This window comes from Desulfurispirillum alkaliphilum, assembly GCF_055378285.1.
Map to the genome: position 1 here is coordinate 175,545 of NZ_AP042405.1, position 18,765 is coordinate 194,309.

General features: G+C 57.4%; 18 protein-coding genes and 1 tRNA gene. 14 read left to right on the forward strand and 5 right to left on the reverse strand.

Annotated elements, in window-relative coordinates:
• Position 1 precedes the first annotated feature (1 nt).
• From ACZ46I_RS00825 to zupT, 6 genes are all read left to right on the forward strand, one after another.
• Positions 2-1,174: a hypothetical protein gene (locus ACZ46I_RS00825; RefSeq protein ID WP_464281142.1), complete on the forward strand. Its 1,173-nt coding sequence runs from the start codon at positions 2-4 to the stop codon at positions 1,172-1,174.
• A complete protein-coding gene (locus ACZ46I_RS00830) occupies positions 1,174-2,142 on the forward strand; it encodes an AEC family transporter (protein ID WP_464281143.1) in 969 nt (322 codons plus the stop codon). Before ACZ46I_RS00825 ends, ACZ46I_RS00830 begins: the two co-directional genes overlap by 1 nt.
• A gap of 159 nt (positions 2,143-2,301) precedes the next feature.
• Complete coding sequence (gene bcp, locus ACZ46I_RS00835) at positions 2,302-2,763, forward strand: thioredoxin-dependent thiol peroxidase (protein ID WP_464281144.1); 462 nt, start codon at positions 2,302-2,304, stop codon at positions 2,761-2,763.
• Positions 2,764-2,772: 9 nt separating this feature from the next.
• Positions 2,773-2,955, forward strand: coding sequence for a hypothetical protein (locus ACZ46I_RS00840; RefSeq protein WP_013505277.1), 183 nt, complete (start codon positions 2,773-2,775; stop codon positions 2,953-2,955).
• A gap of 46 nt (positions 2,956-3,001) precedes the next feature.
• Complete coding sequence (locus tag ACZ46I_RS00845) at positions 3,002-5,152, forward strand: Tex family protein (protein WP_049871079.1); 2,151 nt, start codon at positions 3,002-3,004, stop codon at positions 5,150-5,152.
• 24 nt (positions 5,153-5,176) lie between these two features.
• Positions 5,177-6,013 (forward strand): zinc transporter ZupT, encoded by an 837-nt coding sequence (gene zupT, locus ACZ46I_RS00850; RefSeq protein ID WP_013505275.1) that lies wholly within the window; start codon positions 5,177-5,179, stop codon positions 6,011-6,013.
• A 77-nt stretch (positions 6,014-6,090) separates the two neighbouring features.
• Here the strand turns inward: zupT and ACZ46I_RS00855 are convergent.
• Positions 6,091-6,166: transfer RNA gene (locus ACZ46I_RS00855), tRNA-Arg, on the reverse strand.
• Positions 6,167-6,175: 9 nt separating this feature from the next.
• On the reverse strand, positions 6,176-6,379 hold the full coding sequence (locus ACZ46I_RS00860) for a DUF1858 domain-containing protein (RefSeq protein ID WP_013505274.1): 204 nt from the start codon (positions 6,377-6,379) through the stop codon (positions 6,176-6,178).
• Positions 6,380-6,594: 215 nt separating this feature from the next.
• On the opposite strand from ACZ46I_RS00860, the gene ACZ46I_RS00865 reads away from it, so the two are divergent.
• The 6 genes from ACZ46I_RS00865 to ACZ46I_RS00890 are packed head-to-tail and all read left to right on the forward strand — an operon-like array spanning position 6,595 to position 10,815.
• Positions 6,595-7,575 (forward strand): polyprenyl synthetase family protein, encoded by a 981-nt coding sequence (locus ACZ46I_RS00865; RefSeq protein ID WP_464281145.1) that lies wholly within the window; start codon positions 6,595-6,597, stop codon positions 7,573-7,575.
• A 32-nt stretch (positions 7,576-7,607) separates the two neighbouring features.
• On the forward strand, positions 7,608-7,970 hold the full coding sequence (locus tag ACZ46I_RS00870; protein WP_013505272.1) for an STAS domain-containing protein: 363 nt from the start codon (positions 7,608-7,610) through the stop codon (positions 7,968-7,970).
• Entirely contained in the window at positions 7,967-8,545 is a 579-nt protein-coding gene (locus ACZ46I_RS00875) for a Maf family protein (protein WP_464281146.1), read from the forward strand. The genes ACZ46I_RS00870 and ACZ46I_RS00875 overlap by 4 nt, the downstream gene beginning before the upstream one ends.
• Position 8,546: 1 nt before the next feature.
• Positions 8,547-9,095, forward strand: a complete 549-nt coding sequence (gene rsmD / locus ACZ46I_RS00880; protein ID WP_464281147.1) for a 16S rRNA (guanine(966)-N(2))-methyltransferase RsmD — start codon at positions 8,547-8,549, stop codon at positions 9,093-9,095.
• Positions 9,096-9,103: 8 nt separating this feature from the next.
• Positions 9,104-9,595, forward strand: a complete 492-nt coding sequence (gene coaD / locus ACZ46I_RS00885; protein WP_013505269.1) for a pantetheine-phosphate adenylyltransferase — start codon at positions 9,104-9,106, stop codon at positions 9,593-9,595.
• Positions 9,596-9,606: 11 nt separating this feature from the next.
• Positions 9,607-10,815: a pyridoxal phosphate-dependent aminotransferase gene (locus ACZ46I_RS00890; protein ID WP_013505268.1), complete on the forward strand. Its 1,209-nt coding sequence runs from the start codon at positions 9,607-9,609 to the stop codon at positions 10,813-10,815.
• Positions 10,816-10,907: 92 nt separating this feature from the next.
• Here the strand turns inward: ACZ46I_RS00890 and ACZ46I_RS00895 are convergent, their stop codons facing one another.
• On the reverse strand, positions 10,908-12,155 hold the full coding sequence (locus ACZ46I_RS00895; RefSeq protein WP_464281148.1) for a lytic murein transglycosylase: 1,248 nt from the start codon (positions 12,153-12,155) through the stop codon (positions 10,908-10,910).
• Positions 12,156-12,358: 203 nt separating this feature from the next.
• Here ACZ46I_RS00895 and ACZ46I_RS00900 point away from each other — a divergent pair, with 203 nt between their 5' ends.
• Both ACZ46I_RS00900 and ACZ46I_RS00905 read left to right on the forward strand, forming a co-directional pair.
• Entirely contained in the window at positions 12,359-14,719 is a 2,361-nt protein-coding gene (locus ACZ46I_RS00900; protein ID WP_464281149.1) for a response regulator, read from the forward strand.
• Between the two features lie 305 nt (positions 14,720-15,024).
• Positions 15,025-16,995: a methyl-accepting chemotaxis protein gene (locus tag ACZ46I_RS00905; RefSeq protein WP_464281150.1), complete on the forward strand. Its 1,971-nt coding sequence runs from the start codon at positions 15,025-15,027 to the stop codon at positions 16,993-16,995.
• Positions 16,996-17,039: 44 nt separating this feature from the next.
• Here the strand turns inward: ACZ46I_RS00905 and ACZ46I_RS00910 are convergent, their stop codons facing one another.
• Together ACZ46I_RS00910 and ACZ46I_RS00915 are read right to left on the reverse strand one after the other, a co-directional pair.
• Positions 17,040-17,636, reverse strand: coding sequence for a class I SAM-dependent methyltransferase (locus tag ACZ46I_RS00910; protein WP_464281151.1), 597 nt, complete (start codon positions 17,634-17,636; stop codon positions 17,040-17,042).
• A gap of 37 nt (positions 17,637-17,673) precedes the next feature.
• On the reverse strand, positions 17,674-18,663 hold the full coding sequence (locus ACZ46I_RS00915; protein ID WP_464281152.1) for a tetratricopeptide repeat protein: 990 nt from the start codon (positions 18,661-18,663) through the stop codon (positions 17,674-17,676).
• Between the last annotated feature and the right edge of the window lie 102 nt (positions 18,664-18,765).

Consider the following 18,765-nt stretch of genomic DNA (forward strand, 5'->3'; position numbering starts at 1 on the left):
TATGCACAGAATCGTTCTGCTTTTTGCCGGATCTCTCATCACCTGCGCCCTGAGCATTCCCGCCCACAGCGCCTCGGTGTCAACCTACGATCCTGACAACCCCAATATCGGCTTCCACGGCTCCCTCGGCGGCTATATCCCCCAGGGGGACGGCGACTCACAGTTCACCGGGCATATCAGCTACGACAATGATGATGTTCTGGGATCAGGGGATGGCTTCTCCCTGCACCTCAACCCCGACGAACTCATCATCCGCCTCACGGATCGCGGTTACGTCCCCTACTCCCCCTACACCATCCTGACGCTCTCATCCCACCTTACCAAACAGGACATGGTGGAGTACAGCGACGGCAATAAAGTCCGCGAAGAGCAGTATACCCGCCAGCTCAGCCATGTGGAGCTGGGACGCGGGATGCATTTCGCCCCCCACATCCGTGGCGAGCTGGCCTTCGGCCTGACCTCAGCCAGCTATGGCGGCACCACCGGGGAAGCACCCGACCCCGAAGACGAAGATGCCGTCGGCGATGGCTTCCTGGCACCAGCTGACGGCAGCACCTACCACCTGCGCGGCCGCCTGATTGCAGGAAGACTGACCGAGAACATGCACTACCAGCCCAAAACTTCCCATGTGGCTCTCCTCGAGATCGAGCAGGGGCAACGCTCCGAAAACAAGACCTGGGGAGCAGCCGGAGGCTACGGGGCACCGGGGAAAAGTTTCGGCAAGTATACGCTCCTGATGCGCGGATACAATAACTACCCCCGCTATACTCTGGGCTACCGCTTCATGATGGGCCTGAGCAGCGGGCTCGACCGCGACAACAAATTCCGTCTGGGCGGCGGCATCTCCCACCAGGAACACTACCCCCGCATTCCCGGCTGGTTTCACGATGAAATCGCCGCCAAGAGCTACTATCTGGGCAGTCTCTTCTACTCCCAGAACCTGATGCGCTTCGACAACTCTTTTATCGTGGGTTTCTGGGAGGTAACTGCCGCTTCCATCAGCAACAGCTCCGGCGATGGCACCACCAATGGCAGCGGCACCATTCTCGGCGCTTCTGCCGGTCTCTCCATCCCATCGCTGCTGGCAGGACGCCTGACCCTCCAGGTGGACTACTCCCCCGACACGGATCACGACGGAATCGGCATCCTGGCCCGCTATGACAAGAAATTCTGATGGCGGCACCATCGCCTTCCGCAGGACTGCTTGAAACCCTCCTTTTCACGCAGCAGATAACCGCACCGGTTTTCCTGCTGGTCTTCCTGGGCCTCCTCCTGCGCCGCACAAACCTGATCACCGATGAATTCAACCAGACTGCCTCGGGGCTGGTATTCAAAGTCACCCTGCCCCTGCTGGTCTTCCTGAGCCTGCTGCGCACCGACCTGACCATGGTCTTTGCGCCGGGCCTGCTGGCATACGCGATCCTGGTGACCCTCCTGGGTTTTCTCTGGCTGCTGTGGCATGCCAGAAGGCTCCCGTCTGCCGCCGATCGCGGTGTCTTCGTCCAGGGAGCCTTTCGCGGCAACCTGGGAATTCTGGCCCTGGCCCTGGCTGGCAATCAATACGGAGAACCGGGCATGGCCCTGACTTCCATTCTGATGGCCGCCCTGGTGGTGCAGTATAATATTCTCTCGGTCATCGCCCTGAACATGTGGCGTGAAACCACGGGAACACGCTGGCTCTTCATGCTTCGGGACATGCTGCGCAACCCCCTGATCATTGCCGTCACGCTGGCCATACCCGCGTCCCTGTGGCAACTCTCCCTGCCCGGCGTGGTCATGAAAACCGCCGATTCCCTGGCCTCCATGACCCTGCCCCTGGCACTGCTCTGCGTTGGAGCCGCCCTCGACCTGAAGGTACTGCGCACCACCTCGGGCACCGCCCTGATGGCCACCGCCTACAAGCTGATCATCCTGCCCGCCCCCATGCTTTTCGGCGCCTGGCTGCTGGGCTACAGTGGCATGACCCTGGGGGTGCTCTTTCTTATCTTTGCCTGCCCCACCGCAGCCGCCAGTTACGTCATGGCCCGCTCCATGGGGGGCAATGCGTCCCTGGCAGCCAACATCATTGCCCTGACCACTGTTCTTGGCACTCTGACCATCAGCCTGGGGGTTTTCGGGCTCAGCCTGACTGGCCTGAGCTGACAGCCTGCTGAAAGGGGAACTCGCCGCGACGATCTGCCGGCGCCCATCCCCGCTGCCTCCTGTGCTTCACCGATTGCAAAACCCTGACCGCAGTGGTAAGAATGCGCATCGGCAGACGCCAGCGCGCCTGCCAATACCCTGCTCAGACCAGGAGGCCCCATGCTCAACGTCGGCGACAAAGCTCCACTGGATATATGTGTCAAGGATCAGGATGACCGTGAAATCTGCCTGGGTGACCTGCTGGGTCAGAAGGTGGTTCTCTATTTCTACCCCAAGGACAGCACCCCCGGCTGCACCACCCAGGCCTGCGGTATCCGCGACAACTGGTCCGCCATCTCGGCAACGGGAGCGCTGCTCTTTGGAGTCAGCCCCGACTCGACCAGAAGCCACCGCAATTTTCGCGAAAAACAGTCCCTGCCGTTCCCCCTCCTGGCCGACACGGAACACAGGCTGGCCGAAGCCTTCGGTGCCTGGGGCGAAAAGTCCATGTACGGGCGCAAGTACATGGGGATATTCCGCATGACCTTTATTCTCGATGAACAGGGCACCATTGAGCACGTCTTCCCCAAGGTAAAGCCCAAAGAACACGCGGCTGAGCTGCTGCGGGCTCTGGGCCATTGAGGAGCTGCCATGTCCGCCGGCTGGTCCTGCCCCCACAACCAGAATGATCAGTGCGCCATCCGGCCGGCAAAGCCCTGTCAGCCAGGGTATCCGGGCTGCGTACTCTTCGGGAAGATCCGCTTCGCCGATCCCAACCATCCGGCCAACAAGGCCCTTGACGCCATAAAAGAAAAAGACCGCAAGCAGAGGTAATCTCCTTGCGTCCACTGTCCCCCAACCCCTTTCCGGAGAAATAATCTTGGCTACTCTCGACACCAGCACCATCCAGACGATCGCCCAGGCACTGAACATCAAGCCTTTCCAGGTGGAAAACTGCATCAAGCTGCACCAGGAGGGCAGCACGGTCCCCTTTATCACCCGCTACCGCAAGGAGATGACCGGGGAGCTGGAAGAGGATGGCGTGCGGCAGGTCATCGAACAGTACACCTATGCCGAAAACCTCAGGCAACGCCGCCAGGAGGTTCTCGAATCCATTGACTCCCAGGGAAAGCTGACCCCGGAGCTGCGGGCCTCCATTGAAGGCTGCCAGCGTCTGGTTGACCTGGAAGACATCTATCTGCCCTATCGCCCCAAACGCCGCACACGGGCCATGGCTGCCCGTGAACGCGGACTTGAGCCCGTCGCCATGGCTATCCTCAACGGCCAGAACACCGATCAGACTTTCCTGCAGGGCTTTGTCAATGCGGAACTGGAAGTTCCCGACACCGAATCCGTGCTGGCCGGCGCCCTGGATATCATCGCCGAGATGATCGCCGAGGAGGCCGCCGTGCGCAAGTTCGTGCGGCGGGAGCTGTGGAACAGCGGCACGCTGGAGTGCAAGAAGCGCCGGCTCGCCGACGAAAACTCGGCCTACACCATGTACTACGAGTACTCGGAACGCCTGCGGGACATCCCCCCCCACCGCATTCTGGCCATGAATCGCGCCGAAGCCGAAGACTGCATCCGCATCAAGCTCAGCTGCGACCTGGACGCCCTGGGAAAATCCATACTGGCCATGTGGCAGCGCCGCTATCCCGAAGCCAGCACCACCATGACAGACCTGGCGCTGCACGACGCCCTGAAGCGGCTGATCATCCCCTCCCTGGAAACCGAACTGCGCTCAGAAAAGACCCAGCAGGCCCATGAGCACGCCATCAAGGTCTTTGGTGAAAACCTGAAGAATCTGCTGCTCTCTCCACCGGTCAAGGTGGGTGCCATCATGGGCATCGATCCGGCATTTCGCACTGGCTGCAAAGTGGTCGTCCTCAACGGCAACGGCGACCTGCTGTGCCACGACACGGTCTATCCCGTTCCCCCCAGGAGCGATGTCAGCGGCGCCCGCAAAACCCTGGCAGCCATGGTGCAGAAGCATAACGTGGAGCTTATCGCCATCGGCAACGGCACAGCTTCTGCCGAGACCGAAGAGTTTATCAGCGATTTCATCAGCGAGCTGTTTCCCGCCGTCAAATACCTGATTGTCAACGAAGCCGGCGCCAGCGTGTACAGCGTCAGCGCGGTCGCCCAGGAGGAATTCCCCGATTACGACGCCACAGTACGCGGAGCCGTCTCCATCGCCCGCCGCGTGCTGGACCCTCTGGCGGAGCTGGTAAAGATCGACCCCCAGAGCATCGGCGTCGGCCAGTACCAGCACGACCTGAACCAGGGTTTCCTGGCGACCAAGCTGCAGGAGGTGGTGGAAAGCGCCGTGAACTATGTGGGCGTCAACCTCAATACCGCCAGCGCTTCACTGCTGCGCTTTGTTTCCGGCGTCAATGCCACCGTCGCCAGGAACATCGTGGAGTACCGCCGTCAGATCGGCCAGTTCCGCAGCCGTCAGCAGCTGCTGGATGTGCCGCGCCTTGGCCCCCAGACCTTTGTGCAGTGCGCCGGTTTTATCCGCATTCCCGAATCGGAGAACTTCCTGGACAACACCGGAGTGCACCCCGAATCCTACCCCATTGCCAGCAAGCTGCTGGAGCGGTTCAACCTGACCTTTCAGACGGCCCAGCTCAAACTGGGCAGCGTGGTGGGGGGCTCCCTGGAAAAGGTTGCCCGCGAGCTGGAGTGCGGCATTCCCACCCTCAGGGATATTGTCGGTGACATCACCAAACCGGGGCGCGACCCGCGCAGTGAAATGGAAAAGCCCATCCTGCGCAGCTCCAAACTCAATCTGGAGGAGATTGAAGCGGGGCAGGTCTTTGAGGGAGTCGTGCGCAATGTGGTGGATTTCGGCGCCTTTGTGGATATCGGACTGAAGAACGATGGCCTGGTTCACATCAGCGAACTGGCTGATACATTTGTCAAGAACCCCCACGAAGTGGTATCTGTAGGAAACCGCGTGCGTGTACGCGTGCTCAGTATTGACAAAAGCCGGGGACGCCTGAGCCTGAGCATGAAGACGCGCCCCTGATTTCCTGGTACTCTGGAGCACAAGATGGAATTCCTCACCCATCCCCATTTCATCTTCGCCTTTTCCCTGACCCTGCTGGCCGGTCTCGCCACCTCTGTCGGCGGGGTGATTGCCCTGTTCGTACGTACGACGAGCACCGTCGGACTCTCCCTGGGGCTGGGCTTTTCCGCCGGCGTCATGATCTACGTCTCTTTTGTGGAGATCTTTCCTGAAGCCATAGAAGCTTTTACCGAGCACTACAGCGCCGACTACGGCTACGCCCTGGCCACGGCGGCCCTGTTTGCCGGCATAGCTCTCAGCGCCGCCATCGACAGCTTCATCCCCAAGGATGTCAACCCCCATGAGCTCAAGAAGGAGTCGGAATTCATCGGCGGCGAAGAGGAGGTGCGAGCCCAGAAAGCCCGCGCCCTGAAACGTACCGGCGTTTTCACGGCCCTGGCCGTGGCCATCCACAACTTCCCCGAGGGTTTTGCCACCTTCACGGTCGCCATGGTGGACCCATCCATCGCCATCCCCATTGCCATTGCCATCGCTATCCACAATATCCCCGAAGGGGTTGCCGTGGCGCTCCCCATCTACCACAGCACGGGAAGCCGCAAGAAAGCCTTCTGGTACGCTACGGGCTCAGGGCTGGCCGAGCCTGTGGGCGCCATTATCGGCTTCGCCCTGCTGGCGCCCTTTCTGTCCGAGGCGACCCTGGGAATTGTCTTCGCCATGGTGGCGGGCATCATGATCTACATTTCCTTCGACGAGCTCCTGCCCACCGCGCGTCTGTACGGCACCGCCCATTCGGCCATCATCGGCCTGATGGGGGGCATGTTCGTCATGGCCTTGAGTCTGGTCATGTTTGAAACCTGGTGAGAGCCTTTGCGGCGCATGGAATCTCAACGAAAAAACGCCGGCGATCAATGATCACCGGCGTTTTATGTCTTTCATTATGGCGCCCCCGGCGCGATTCGAACACGCAACCAACTGGTTCGAAGCCAGCTACTCTATCCATTGAGCTACAGGGGCGTAGGTGACTTAGTCTACGGCGTTGTTCAGCGCTTCCAGCAACTCGTCCACATCAATGCCATGTGCTCCGGCACCCTGAGCCAGGGTTTCGAAACGGGCAGCGGCGCAGCCCAGGCACCCAAGGCCAAAGCTGGCGAAGACCTCAACGGTCTGGGGGTACTGCTGTACGATATCTATAATACTCATTTCCTTGCTGATTTTGGCTTCGCTCATAAGGGTATCTCCCATGAAGTTTCGGATAACGTTGAGTAAGGTCGCAAAACGGAGCCCATGATAGTGCGCGCCTTGTTTGGTGTCAACGGGTTTTTTCCGTGGCTTTCCTTGTGCGGCTTTTGTAACTTACGGGCCAAATCAGGGAATAATTGACACAAGTTTTTGAAATCCTGTACTATACTGTGATTTTTTTTATTCTACAGGAGAACACTTCCATGAACATTGCCGATGTGTACGCCCTGCTGAAACCTCAGGTTGCAGAGATCGAACAGGAAATTCAGTCCAATCTCACCAGCCGGGTACGCCGGGTCCAAGAAGTGGGGGAATATATCTTCCAAAGCGGAGGCAAGCGCATACGTCCGCTGCTGGTTCTCCTGACCTCCAAGCTCTGTGGCGGAGATGAAAGGCGCGCCATCAAAATCGGCGGCATCATTGAGTATATCCATACGGCCACCCTGCTGCACGACGACGTCATTGATGAAGCCTGCGTGCGCAGAGGGCGGGACTCTGCCAACTTCAAGTTCGGCAACGAAATGGTTATCCTGGTAGGGGACTACCTCTACTCCAAGGCATTCCAGGTGCTGGTCGCTGATGGCGATCCCCGTGTCCAGAAGACCCTTTCCGACGTCACCACTCTCATGAGTGAAGGGGAAGTTTTCCAGCTGGTCAAGTCCTTTGACTTTTCCGTCACCCTGGAGGATTACTTCCAGATCATCGAACACAAGACGGCGATCCTGATCGCCGCCTGCGCCAAGTGCGGAGGTTATACGGCTCCCGATCTCAGCGAAGATATGGCCGACGCCCTGTGGGACTTCGGCTACAATATCGGCATGGCCTTTCAGCTCATCGATGACATCCTTGACTATATGGGAGATGCGAGTACGCTTGGCAAGACCATAGGCACCGACCTCAAGGAAGGCAAGATGACCATTCCCGTCATCAAGTTGCGCGACCTGGCCTCAGAAGAGGAGAAGGACCGCCTGGAGAAGCTGATTGAGCAACAGATGATTCCCACTGCGGAGGATCTCTCCTTTGTGATCGGCCTGATGGACACGTACGACATACGACGCCACTCCATGGATGTGGCCTACTCGTTCCTCGACAAGGCCCGCAAAGCTGCGGAAGTTCTCCCGGCAGGAATCTATCGCGACTGCCTCCATGTGGTTGCCGACTACGTCATCAACCGTCAATTATAAACGTTAACCTTTTTCATACAGGAGAGTGGCCCGTGAGCAGCCCAAACCAGCACAGTGTTGAGACCATTGACGACGTGGTCGTCGTCACCATCGGCGAAGATCTCAACAACCCGCGATCCAACATGGCCTTTAATGATTTCCTTAAAGAAGTGTACCGCGAACACAACCCCAGGAAGCTCTTGCTCTCCTTTGAAAAGGTCGTGTTCATCGACAGCTCCGGCATCAAGGAGATCATCCTGGCCCACCGCCACCAGCAGAATGTCAAGGGGCAGCTTGCCTGTGCCCAGCTCAGCACGGCCTTGCTGGATCTCTTTAAAATGGTGCGCCTTGACAAGGTCTTCAAGATTTTCCCCTCAAGGGGTGAGGCCCTCGAAGCTCTGCGGGAGATGCCTTGAGTCTGGTTCTCGCATCAGCCTCGCCTCGTCGTTCGGAGCTGCTGCGCACCTTCGGAATTCCCTTTGTCATCAGACCACCCCATGTGGATGAATGCCTGGATGAACCTGATCCCATGCAGCTGGTCACCCGCCTCGGCGAAATGAAAGCCCGGGCGGTTGTGCTTCCGGCAGATCAGTGGATTATCGCTGCTGATACGATCGTCACCATTGACGACATTATCCTGGGCAAGCCCCGCGACCGCGAAGAAAACCGCCAGATGCTGCAGATGCTCTCTGGGCGGGCGCACAGGGTCTACGGAGGCATTGCCCTGCTCAACGCTCCCCTGAACCAGATATTTCTCCACGCCGTCTGCACCAGCGTGCGCTTTCGCAAGCTCACCACCGCGATGGTGGATAACTATGTCGCCTCTGCCGATGGCCTGGACAAGGCTGGCGGCTATGGCATCCAGGGCGGCGGCGCTGTCCTTGTGGAAAGCATTGATGGGTGTTATGATAATGTGGTTGGTTTGAGCCGGTCACATCTTTATCAGATGATGGCAGCCCAGGGTTTTTTTGAGGGAAAGGCAGAAGCGTAACGTGCGTATTATCAGTGGAACGCGCAGGGGAATGCGCCTGAGCGCGCCAAAGGGCGACGCCGTACGGCCGACGGCCGACGCGGTACGGGAGAACCTCTTCAACCTGCTGGGGCAGAACCTCCAGGGAAAACGTTTTCTTGACCTCTTCGGCGGCAGCGGGGCCGTTGGGCTGGAAGCCGCCAGCCGGGGCGCCAGTGTCGTGATTGTGGAAAAATCCCCCCTGGCCCTGCGCTGTGTCGAGCAGAACATCCAGCACTGTCGCCTGCAGGAGCAGGTAACCGTGCAGCGTGGTGACGCTCTGGCATACCTGGCACGATCACCCCAAAGCTTTGATGTGATTTTTGTCGACCCACCCTTTGACCAGACACACTATTATGGCGAGGTCATGGAAAGAGTGGCCAACAGCAGCGTCCTGGCAACCGATGGACTTCTGGTACTTGAACATCGCAGCAGAGAACCTGTGGCCGCGGCCAGCGGCTTTGAACTTCACGACCAACGCGCCTATGGAAAGAATGCCCTGAGCTTCTTTATCCGACTTCAGCACACATAAGGACTATCATGCGTCAGGCAGCAGTATATCCGGGAACCTTTGATCCCATCACCAACGGACATCTGGACATCATTGAGCGTGGGGCCGATATATTCAAAACCCTCACGGTGGCCGTGGCCCGTAACGACCGCAAACGCCCCCTCATCCCCTTTGAGGAGCGTATTGCCATGATCGAAAAAAGCACTTCACACCTTCCCAATGTGAAGGTGGAAGGCTTTTCCAACCTTCTCATCGATTATCTGGCGAAAAAAGAAATAAAGCATGTTATCAGAGGACTGCGAGCCATAAGTGATTTTGAATACGAGCTTCAGCTTGCGCTTATGAATCGACAGCTCTCGCCGGAAGTAGAAACCCTTTTCCTTATGCCCAGACAGGAGTATATATTCCTCTCATCAAACATCGTCCGGGAAATCGGACAAATGCGGGGCGACTACAGAAAGTTCGTCCCCGAAGCTGTATTCGACGATATAGATACTTTTTTCACAAGACCACCCGTATAGGAGGCTTCACCATGGACATCCAGTCCCGACTTTCCGAACGCGTCAAGGCCATCAAGGAATCTCCAACCATCGCCATCAGCACCAAGGCGAAGCAGATGAAGGCCGACGGACACAACGTTATCGGCTTCGGCGCAGGGGAACCCGATTTCGACACCCCTGACCACATCAAGTACGCCGCCATCAAGGCGCTGGTATCCGGAAACACCAAGTACACCCCCGCTGACGGCATGGTGGAGCTCAAAGACGCCATCATCCACAAGTTCAAGCGTGACAATAACCTGACCTACACCCGCAGCAATATCACCGTCAACGTCGGCGCCAAACACACCCTGTTCAACATTTACATGGCGCTGCTCAACCCTGGTGATGAGATTATTATCCCGGCTCCCTACTGGGTCAGCTACCCGGACATGGCCCTGATCTGCGGAGCGACTCCCGTTATCGTGGAAACCGAGGAAGCCGATAACTTCTGCATGACCCCAGCCCAGCTGGAAAAGGCAATAACCCCAAAGACCAAAGCCGTTGTCATCAACTCACCCAGCAACCCCACCGGCTCCGGCTACAGCAAGGACGCCCTCAAGGCGCTGGCAGATGTCATCGTGAAGCACGATATCCTGTGCATCAGCGACGAAATATACGAAAAACTCGTCTATGATGGCTTTGAGTCCTACTCCATTGCCAGCCTGGGCGATGAGATCCGTCAGCGCACCATTGTCGTTAACGGACTGTCCAAAGAGTGGGCCATGACTGGCTGGCGCATAGGCTATGCTGCCGCCAACGAAACACTGATCAAGGCCATTGCCAATATTCAGTCCCAGTCCACCACCAACCCCACCAGCTTTGCCCAGGATGGCGCCATTGCCGCCCTCATGGGACCACAGGAGCTGATCAAGCCTCTGGTAAGCGCCTTCGACGAGCGCCGCAAGTATATCGTTGACCGCTTCAACGCTATCCCCGGCATCAGCTGTCTGCGTCCCCAGGGGGCCTTCTACTGCTTCCCCAACATCAGCGCCCTCTTTGGCAAGACGTCCAAGCAGGGAATGCTCATCAAGGACTCCTCTGATTTTGCCGAGTATCTGATCAGCGAAGCCCTGGTGGCCGTTGTCCCTGGTATCGCCTTTGGCGCAGAGGGCTTTATGCGCCTGAGCTATGCCATGGGCATGCCTGCCATCATGGAAGGTCTGGATCGCATCGAAAAGGCTGTGCGCGACCTGCAGTAAGCTCCCGCCTCCTTCAGAAAGAAATAAAAAAGTCCCGCCCCAATGGGCGGGACTTTTTTTATTGGGCGCAGAAAGGTTTTTTCAGCAGCCTGTCAGGGATCAACCCTGCTCAGCTCCACCGACACGTCCTGCTGGCGCTGACGCAGCTGCTCCAGCAGAGCATGAGTCGGATAGGCATCGGCGGGCACCTTCACCATCTGCTGAAACTGGCGAACGGCATTGCGAGTCTGAGCTCCAATGCGTCCAGTGGCCTCTGCGTCATAGAGTCCGAGGGCTGCCAGGCGTTGCTGCAGTTCCAGCACTTCGCCCCGACTGAGGCGACCTTCATTGCTGTCTGCCGGTCGTTTGGCGTGCAATTGCCCCATGCCGGCCACGCGGTCTGCCATGTACCCCACAGCCAGGGCATAGTGAAGCGAGCGATTCCAGCGCATGATAAGATGAAAGTTATCGTACACGATAAAGGCCGGTCCGCGATGCCCCTGGGGCAGAACTATGGCAGCGGAAAAATCCAGATCGGGCACCAGGCGGCCATCCACCTGGCGCACTCCCAGCTTGCGCCAGTGCGACAGAGGCTGTGAGCGTTCGATATCGGCCTGTGAATAATCAAAACCACGGGGCAGAATCACCTCGCGACCCCAACGACGTCCATCCTGCCACCCCATGGCACTGAGGTAATTGGCCGCCGAGGCAAAGGCGTCGGGCAGACTGTTCCAGAGGTCTTTCCTGCCATTGCCATCATAGTCCACCGCGTAGGAGAGAAAGGTGGAGGGCATAAACTGGGTGTGCCCCATGGCACCTGCCCAGGAGCCCTTCATCTGTTCCATGTCGATATGCCCTTCTTCCAGGATACGCAGGGCGCTGAAAAACTGATTGGTGAAGAATTCACCACGCCGCCCATCACAGGCCAGAGTAACCACGGCATCAAAGACCGGCGTTTTGCCGAAATAGGTACCGAAGTTGGTCTCCATACCCCAGAAGGCTATGATATACTCGGGACGCACTCCATACTCATCGGCAATACGCTGCAGGAGTACCCGGTGCTCTCTCAGAAGCTGTCTCCCCTTCTCCACCCGATCCACGCTCACCCGGCGGTCCAGATACTGCAGAAAGGTTTCGGTAAATTCGGCCTGGGAGCGATCCAGCTCCACGATGCGCTGGTTGAACGTGACGGAAGAGAGCACCTGATTCAGGGTGTCATGGGCATGACCAGCGTCCAGTGCCTTGGTACGCAGATGGGAGAGACAGGCATCAAAGTCCTGGGCCGTGCTGGCCTGAACGGGCTGATGAACCAGAAGCAGAATGCCTGCAAGCAACAACGAAAAAGACCTTTGCAGAGTCATGGCACCGAACCTCTTTCACGGGTACATGGCGTTGACGAAATCCGGGAACACGGGCTCCGCTTTTCGCGCTAAACCCGCATAATAGCATACTGATGGTGATATCACTGAAAATGAGAAAAAATCAAGAATCATTGCGAAAAAAAACAATACATGGCATGATTCGCCCTGAAAATCATCAACCAGGAAACATTTCCGGGGCCGCCATGTATTCTTTCACCTCTGTGCTTTCAGATATCCCCCCCCAACAGGAGAGCCTCTGCGCTTTCCACGGCACCTATATCGTGGACAGCTATTCCCGCGAAGGCACTGAGGACATCTTTATCGCCAAAGGTGACTCCTTCACCTTCGGCTGCCTGCTCAGCGACCCCGGGCTCATGCACATGGTCAGCAATTCTTTTGAACAGTGGTATTCCACCGACAGGCGTTTCACCCTGACCGGTTTCCTCACTTCGCTGCGCTATCGCTGCATGGATGAATTGCACAGCGGTCATCAGGGCATTTTTTTCCTCATCAACGAAAAGGACAGCAATATTGTCCTGGCCAACTTCAGCAGCCACCGCATACTCCTGAGCAACCGCTCCCAGCAGATTTTCTGGTCCATGGACCAGCAGGAGGACTTTACCAACCCGGAGGCGCTCTTCCGAGTCCAGGTCTGTCCCCTCCAGGAGGTGGAAAGCATTATCCTGTGCAATGCCGATGACGCGCTGGAGATTGTTGCCCGGAACTTCCACCGCATCCACCTCCCCCGCCACGTCTTTGAACTGCTGAGCTCACCGGAGCTGCCAGGCGATACCAGTAAGCTCTCCTGCATTGCCATGAACTTCCTGAGCCATGAGGCAGCGCAACACTGCCTGCACCTCACCCAAAAACAGTTCACCCTTGAAGACCTGAGCACAATGGAAGATCAGCTGCAGCAAACGCTGGAAACGCTTCAGCTGCCCCGTGAAAAAATTGATCAGGCCGCCTTTGCATTCCATGAGGTATTGTTCAATGCCTTTGAGCATGGCATTCTCGGCATCGGCAGCGATCGCAAAGAGGAGCTGATCCGCCAGGAGGATTACGAATCTTTCCTGCACACCCAGGGCCTGCAGGCCACGGGCACCATCAGCGTCTCGGTAGAGGTCTTTTCCACCCAGAATCTCCTGATGATCCAGGTGGAGGATTCGGGCAGCGGCTTTGACTACCAACCCTATACGGGCCGGGCCCGCAGCCTGAGCAGCCACACTTACCGCGGTCGAGGCATCTACTGCGTCAAGGATTACTGTGACGGCATCTACTATTCACACAGCGGGCGCAAGGCCACTCTGCTCACAGGCATGGCACCCGTCAGCAACCTGAGTCTTGATGATCTCAGGCCCCTCAGCCACGAAGATACCCATAAGGGCGATATCCGCCTGCTGCTGGTGGACGATGATGAAGGCTCCCTGGAGCTGTACCGCCGCATTCTGAACCGCCTGCCCATGACCAGAACCGTCTTTGTGGCCACGAATGGCCTTGAAGGGCTCAACACCTACCATCAGCACAAGCCCGACATCATTATCAGCGACATCCAGATGCCCCGCATGACTGGCCTGGAGATGGCTCACCAGATCCGAAGGGAAGACACCAACACTCCCATCATCCTGCTCACCGCCTACTCTGATCGCGACCTTATCCTTGAGGCCATTGACGCCGGCATCAACCGTTTTGTCAAAAAGCCACTGGAGGTTCAGCAACTGCGCAGACACCTGGAATATTACGCCCAGCACATTCGCACCCGCCACGAGCTCCAGCACAAGATTGAGCAGGAGCAGCGTCAGCGCGAAAAGGAGTTTTTTGCCCTGAAGGCCAAACGTGATCACGATGAGCAGCAACAGCGCGATGCCTTTGCCAAGGAACAGCTCATCATTCATAATGATTCCGCCCTGCTCAGCGGCATCCACTGCCAGGTTCACTATCAGCCACAGGAGATACTCAGCGGCGATATCTACGGCATCTACCGCATCAACGACCAGCGCACTTTCTTCTATATCATAGACAGCATGGGCAAAGGACTGAGCGCTTCGGTCACCTCGCTTCTCTCAGCTTCCCATCTGCATACCCTGCTGCAGAGTGCCCTCGCCGCTAACACCTTTCACTTCACTGAGGTTGCCCACGCCTACACCCGTCATATCTGCCAGTACATGGTCAAAGAAGAGCTTATCTCCTTTACCTTCGCCTGCCTGGATCAGGCTGAAAACACCCTGGAGTACATCAGTTGCGGCATGTACCCCATCCTGGTCAAGGACAGCGCCAGCCAGACCATTACGACGGCCCGTGGGAACAACCCCCCATTCACCAGGCACAGTCTGCCACTGCGCAGCAGCTCCCTGAAGCTGCCCTCGGAATACAGCATCCTGCTCTACTCCGATGCCCTCTGTGAAAGCACCGGCTACACCACAGAGAATCTCCACGATTCCTTCGCCAGGCATCACCATCTGGAAGACATCATGGCCGACTTTTCCAGAGCATTGGCAAGATTTGATAACGGGATCATTCCCGACGACATCAGTGTCGTCCTTATCGCCAGAACGCTCCCCGAGTAAAGCCGCCCGCTGCGGCATCCTGTAACATTTCCCCTCAAGCCATTTTCTGTACAACAAGGAACTACTATCAACCTGACGTCCATGTCACATGAATGTCTCAAGTGATGTAACGCACATTCACACAACTACTTAACGGTACTTTCTCCCTTGAATCTGCATTCCACTTCAGGTTTTTTGTTGTACAACTCCCACTTTGCACCATCCACCAAAAAGGTGATTTTTTTCCAGGTCAAATGGGTAGCATGCCCATTGCGGTTTCCTCTCCCGAACCACAAGAATATTGATACAAATAGTGCGAGGTTGTTATGTTCCGGTCAATGAAGCTGACCGCCAAAATGATGATTCAGTTTGGTGTTGCTATTGCTGCGCTGTGTATTCTCATGGCCGTCGTCGTTGTCTACCAGGTTACCAGCAGGGTTGTGCCCCTTGAACAGGAGCTGACCCACGAGGTAGTGAGCTCAAAAGCCCAGGAGATCGGCAAATGGCTTGACGGGCACCATAATCTGATTGGCAGCCTGGCGCGCATGCCAGTCTTCCGTGAAGGGAACACCGATGAAATCGCCAGCTTTCTGCAGTACTACGGACGCTCCCTGAGCAGTGAATACGAAGTTCTGCTCTATACGGACAAAGACGGCATGGGCTACTATCACAATGGAACGGTCACCGACCTCTCTGACCGCTTCTACTACACCCGCATCATCAGAGATCGCATTGAGGATCGCCTGCTGACCAACCCTTTTCTGGCCCGCAGCACCGGCAACGTCATCGTGGCCGTAGCCCACGCTGTCACCAACTATGAAGGTGATGTGACCGGGCTGATCTTTGCCTCCATCAATACCCAGACTCTTTCGCGCATTGCCGACAATATCACCATCGCTCCCCATAACCAGGGGTGGCTGGTGGATGGTACCGGCCAGGTCTTTGCCCACCCGAATGCGGAATATCGCCTGGCCCTGAAGGTAAACAGCGCCGGAGAAAAGGGCTTTCGCAACCTGGAGCAGGCTGCCGCCGGAATGCTGCGACAGAATCCCGGCAGAGGGACATACCAGGAGCCCGATGGCATAGAGCGCACCCTGATCTACTCCCCGGTGCCATCATCACCTGGCTGGAGCTTTGCGGTCTCCATCCCCTCCAGTCATTTCATGGAAACCTCCTACGCCATACTCAACACCATCATCGCCGTAGTGGTTATCATGCTCCTGTTCATCGCCATCGTCATCTACGTCATCGCCCACTCCATCAGTCGTCCACTGGTCCGCGCGGCGGAAGCCCTGCAGGACATCGCCCAGGGAGATGGCGACCTCACCGCGCGCCTGGAAGTGCGCGGACGCGATGAAATCGGTCAGGTTGCCCACTGGTTCAATATATTTGTCGCCAAGCTCCACGATACGATTGCCAATGTACGGGCCTCTTCTGAAGGGGTTGCTTCCGCCAGCGAAGAACTCAGCAGCGCTTCGACACAAATGTCCCACAGCATGGTCAACCAGTCTGAGAGTGTTTCCCAGATTGCCTCAGCTATCCGGGAGATGAACGAGACAGCCCGCAGCGTTACCCAGGCCATCAATGAAGTGCAGCAGTATTCTCAGAATTCCCACGAAGCCGCTCAACAGGGCGGAGCGGTGGTGTCTGAGTCACGGCGGGAGATGGAAAGCATTGCCGGTGAGGTCGAGCAGGCCACGGAAATGGCCCAGTCACTGGAGGAGAAGAGCCGACGCGTTGAGGAAATCATTCAGGCCATCAATGATATCGCCGACCAGACCAACCTGCTGGCTCTCAACGCCGCCATTGAGGCAGCCAGAGCCGGTGACGCCGGAAGAGGGTTCGCCGTCGTGGCCGACGAAGTCCGCAAACTGGCCGAACGCAGCACAGACTCCACCCGGGAAATTATCCAGATCGTCGGCAGCATTCAGGAAGGCGTCCAGGGTGTCACCAAAGCCATGGAAGGAGTCAACCGCAGAGTGCAGCACGGCTCTGAGCTTTCCAGCCGCACCTCGGACGCCTTCAGCAAAATCCTGCAGGGCATCGAAGGGCTGCAGGAGTACATCAGCCAGAATGTTGCGGCCATGGAAGAGATGTCCCGCACTTCGGAACATATCAGCGACGATATCCAGAGTGTTTCCGTGGCGTCGGAGCAAACGGCGCGGGCTTCCGATGAAGTTTCACGGGCTTCTTCCGATCTGGCACATCTGGCGTCTGACGTGCAACAGACCATCTCCGCCTTCCGCGTTTCCGATGACAACGCTTCGCAATCACGGGCGCTGACCCCTTACACCTGAATATACCAAGCCCCCTGAGCTGCTCAGGGGGCTTTTTTGCTTCGCTACCTTTTGCGCAGCAGCAGCACCCGCTGCTGCTGTTCTTCGATCAACTTCAGGCCATACTCGCGACACAGGTAGATTATGGTCTGACGATGATAGAAACTGACGTGGGTAGGGTCACACTTGTAGTACCAGTCGGTGAAATTGATGGACTCATCCCACAGCTGCGTCATGACAAACAGCCAGCCTCCCGGCTTGAGCAATAAACTCAGATGCTGCAACTGTTCCATGGGCCGGTGAAAGTGCTCAAAGCACTCCGTGGCAAAGATAAAGTCGAAGGGGCCAGCAGGACAGCTGGGGAAAAAGAGCGGGTCATAATTCTCACAGCTGATACCGTGGAACTCCAGGAGCTGCGAAAGGGTCGGACCCGGACCGCAGCCATAATCCAGTCCGCGCATACCGGGATGCAGGTACACCAGGGCTGGATCGAGAATGCGGCGCAGAAAATTCACATATCCGGCGTGCCCCAGATGGTTCTGATGCTTCTCATAGACACCGCGTTCGGTCTGGCGATCCGGCAGATGTTCGGAGTCCATGAAGATAAGCGCACAGCGGAAGCAGCGCCAGTAGGCTCGTCCCTTGCGGGTCTGAAAGACCATCGCTTTCCCTGCACCATCACCACATAAAGGGCACGGATTAACGGCAGCTGACATGGTCGTGCTGCTGCAGAATTCTCTGCGCATCCAGCAGAGCCTCACTCTCCAGCTGTTCCAGCAGGGCATTGCGATTTATCCTTGCCCGCTCATGGGCTGCTGCGGCTGCGCGGTGGAAGTAGACATAGGCCTTCACCAGATCTTTCTCCACACCATAGAATCCATTGGCATATATGGCACCAAGATTATTCATCGCGGCGGGCTCTCCCTGCTGAGCTGCCCGCTCATACCAGTACAGGGCCCGTTCTTCGCTCCGCTCGATCCCCAGCCCCTGACTGTAGAGCAGTGCCAGGTTATACTGGGCACGGCAGTAGCCCTGGCGGGCAGCCGATTCATACCAGCGGGCTGCCTCAGTTTCATTACGCCACTGCGGTTCATTGATATACAAAGTAGCCAGATTGTACTGGGCCAGGAGGTGGCCCTGCTCAGCCGCTTGGCGATACCAGCTGTGTACCTCCTCGCTGACATCGTCGCTCTCCAGGGTTGCGGCAAGCAGGAAAGCCAGGGCGAACTGCGCCTGAGGGTTTCCCTGGCGAGCCGCCTTCTCATACCATTCAAACGCCCGGGGAATATTGCGGGACAACCCGGATCCGGTGGCATAGAGGAAGGCAAGGGCTTCCTGGGCTTCAGCAACGCCCTGCTGAGCTGCCCGCTCATACCATATGGCAGCATCCTGAGCACTGGGAGCCAGCCCAAGGCCATGCTGATACAGAGTGCCCAGCAGCCACTGACTGCGGGCATCGCCTTCCTGGGCCAGGGGTTCAAGGGTGCGCCAGGCGGCCTCATAGTCACCACGACTATACCACTTCAGAGCCACCAGAAAGTCATTTTCCGGCACTGATATGCCCACATCCGGCAGCTGCGGAAGCTCCTCCAGCAGGAGTACCTGCTCCCCGGGCTGCTGCCCGGAAGCCGGAAGCACGCAACACAACAGTAAACTGGCAATCAAGGCAAACGACGCGAACCTGCTCACTGGCCATCCCCTTTACGCAAATGAAGATCACTATGCTACCACAAACCCACGCCTTCGCACCAGCAGCGGGTGATTCTCCCCACAACGCAGTTACCTTACCAT

What these genes read in the sequence shown, in the direction of transcription:
- ACZ46I_RS00910 (WP_464281151.1), bottom strand. Translation starts at nt 17,636, where the DNA reads ATGGTCTTTCAGACCCGCAAGGGACGAGCCTACTGGCGCTGCTTCCGC.
- zupT (WP_013505275.1), top strand. Translation starts at nt 5,177, where the DNA reads ATGGAATTCCTCACCCATCCCCATTTCATCTTCGCCTTTTCCCTGACC.
- bcp (WP_464281144.1), top strand. Translation starts at nt 2,302, where the DNA reads ATGCTCAACGTCGGCGACAAAGCTCCACTGGATATATGTGTCAAGGAT.
- ACZ46I_RS00860 (WP_013505274.1), bottom strand. Translation starts at nt 6,379, where the DNA reads ATGAGCGAAGCCAAAATCAGCAAGGAAATGAGTATTATAGATATCGTA.
- coaD (WP_013505269.1), top strand. Translation starts at nt 9,104, where the DNA reads ATGCGTCAGGCAGCAGTATATCCGGGAACCTTTGATCCCATCACCAAC.
- ACZ46I_RS00840 (WP_013505277.1), top strand. Translation starts at nt 2,773, where the DNA reads ATGTCCGCCGGCTGGTCCTGCCCCCACAACCAGAATGATCAGTGCGCC.
- ACZ46I_RS00895 (WP_464281148.1), bottom strand. Translation starts at nt 12,155, where the DNA reads ATGACTCTGCAAAGGTCTTTTTCGTTGTTGCTTGCAGGCATTCTGCTT.
- ACZ46I_RS00905 (WP_464281150.1), top strand. Translation starts at nt 15,025, where the DNA reads ATGTTCCGGTCAATGAAGCTGACCGCCAAAATGATGATTCAGTTTGGT.
- ACZ46I_RS00830 (WP_464281143.1), top strand. Translation starts at nt 1,174, where the DNA reads ATGGCGGCACCATCGCCTTCCGCAGGACTGCTTGAAACCCTCCTTTTC.
- ACZ46I_RS00890 (WP_013505268.1), top strand. Translation starts at nt 9,607, where the DNA reads ATGGACATCCAGTCCCGACTTTCCGAACGCGTCAAGGCCATCAAGGAA.
- ACZ46I_RS00865 (WP_464281145.1), top strand. Translation starts at nt 6,595, where the DNA reads ATGAACATTGCCGATGTGTACGCCCTGCTGAAACCTCAGGTTGCAGAG.
- ACZ46I_RS00825 (WP_464281142.1), top strand. Translation starts at nt 2, where the DNA reads ATGCACAGAATCGTTCTGCTTTTTGCCGGATCTCTCATCACCTGCGCC.
- ACZ46I_RS00900 (WP_464281149.1), top strand. Translation starts at nt 12,359, where the DNA reads ATGTATTCTTTCACCTCTGTGCTTTCAGATATCCCCCCCCAACAGGAG.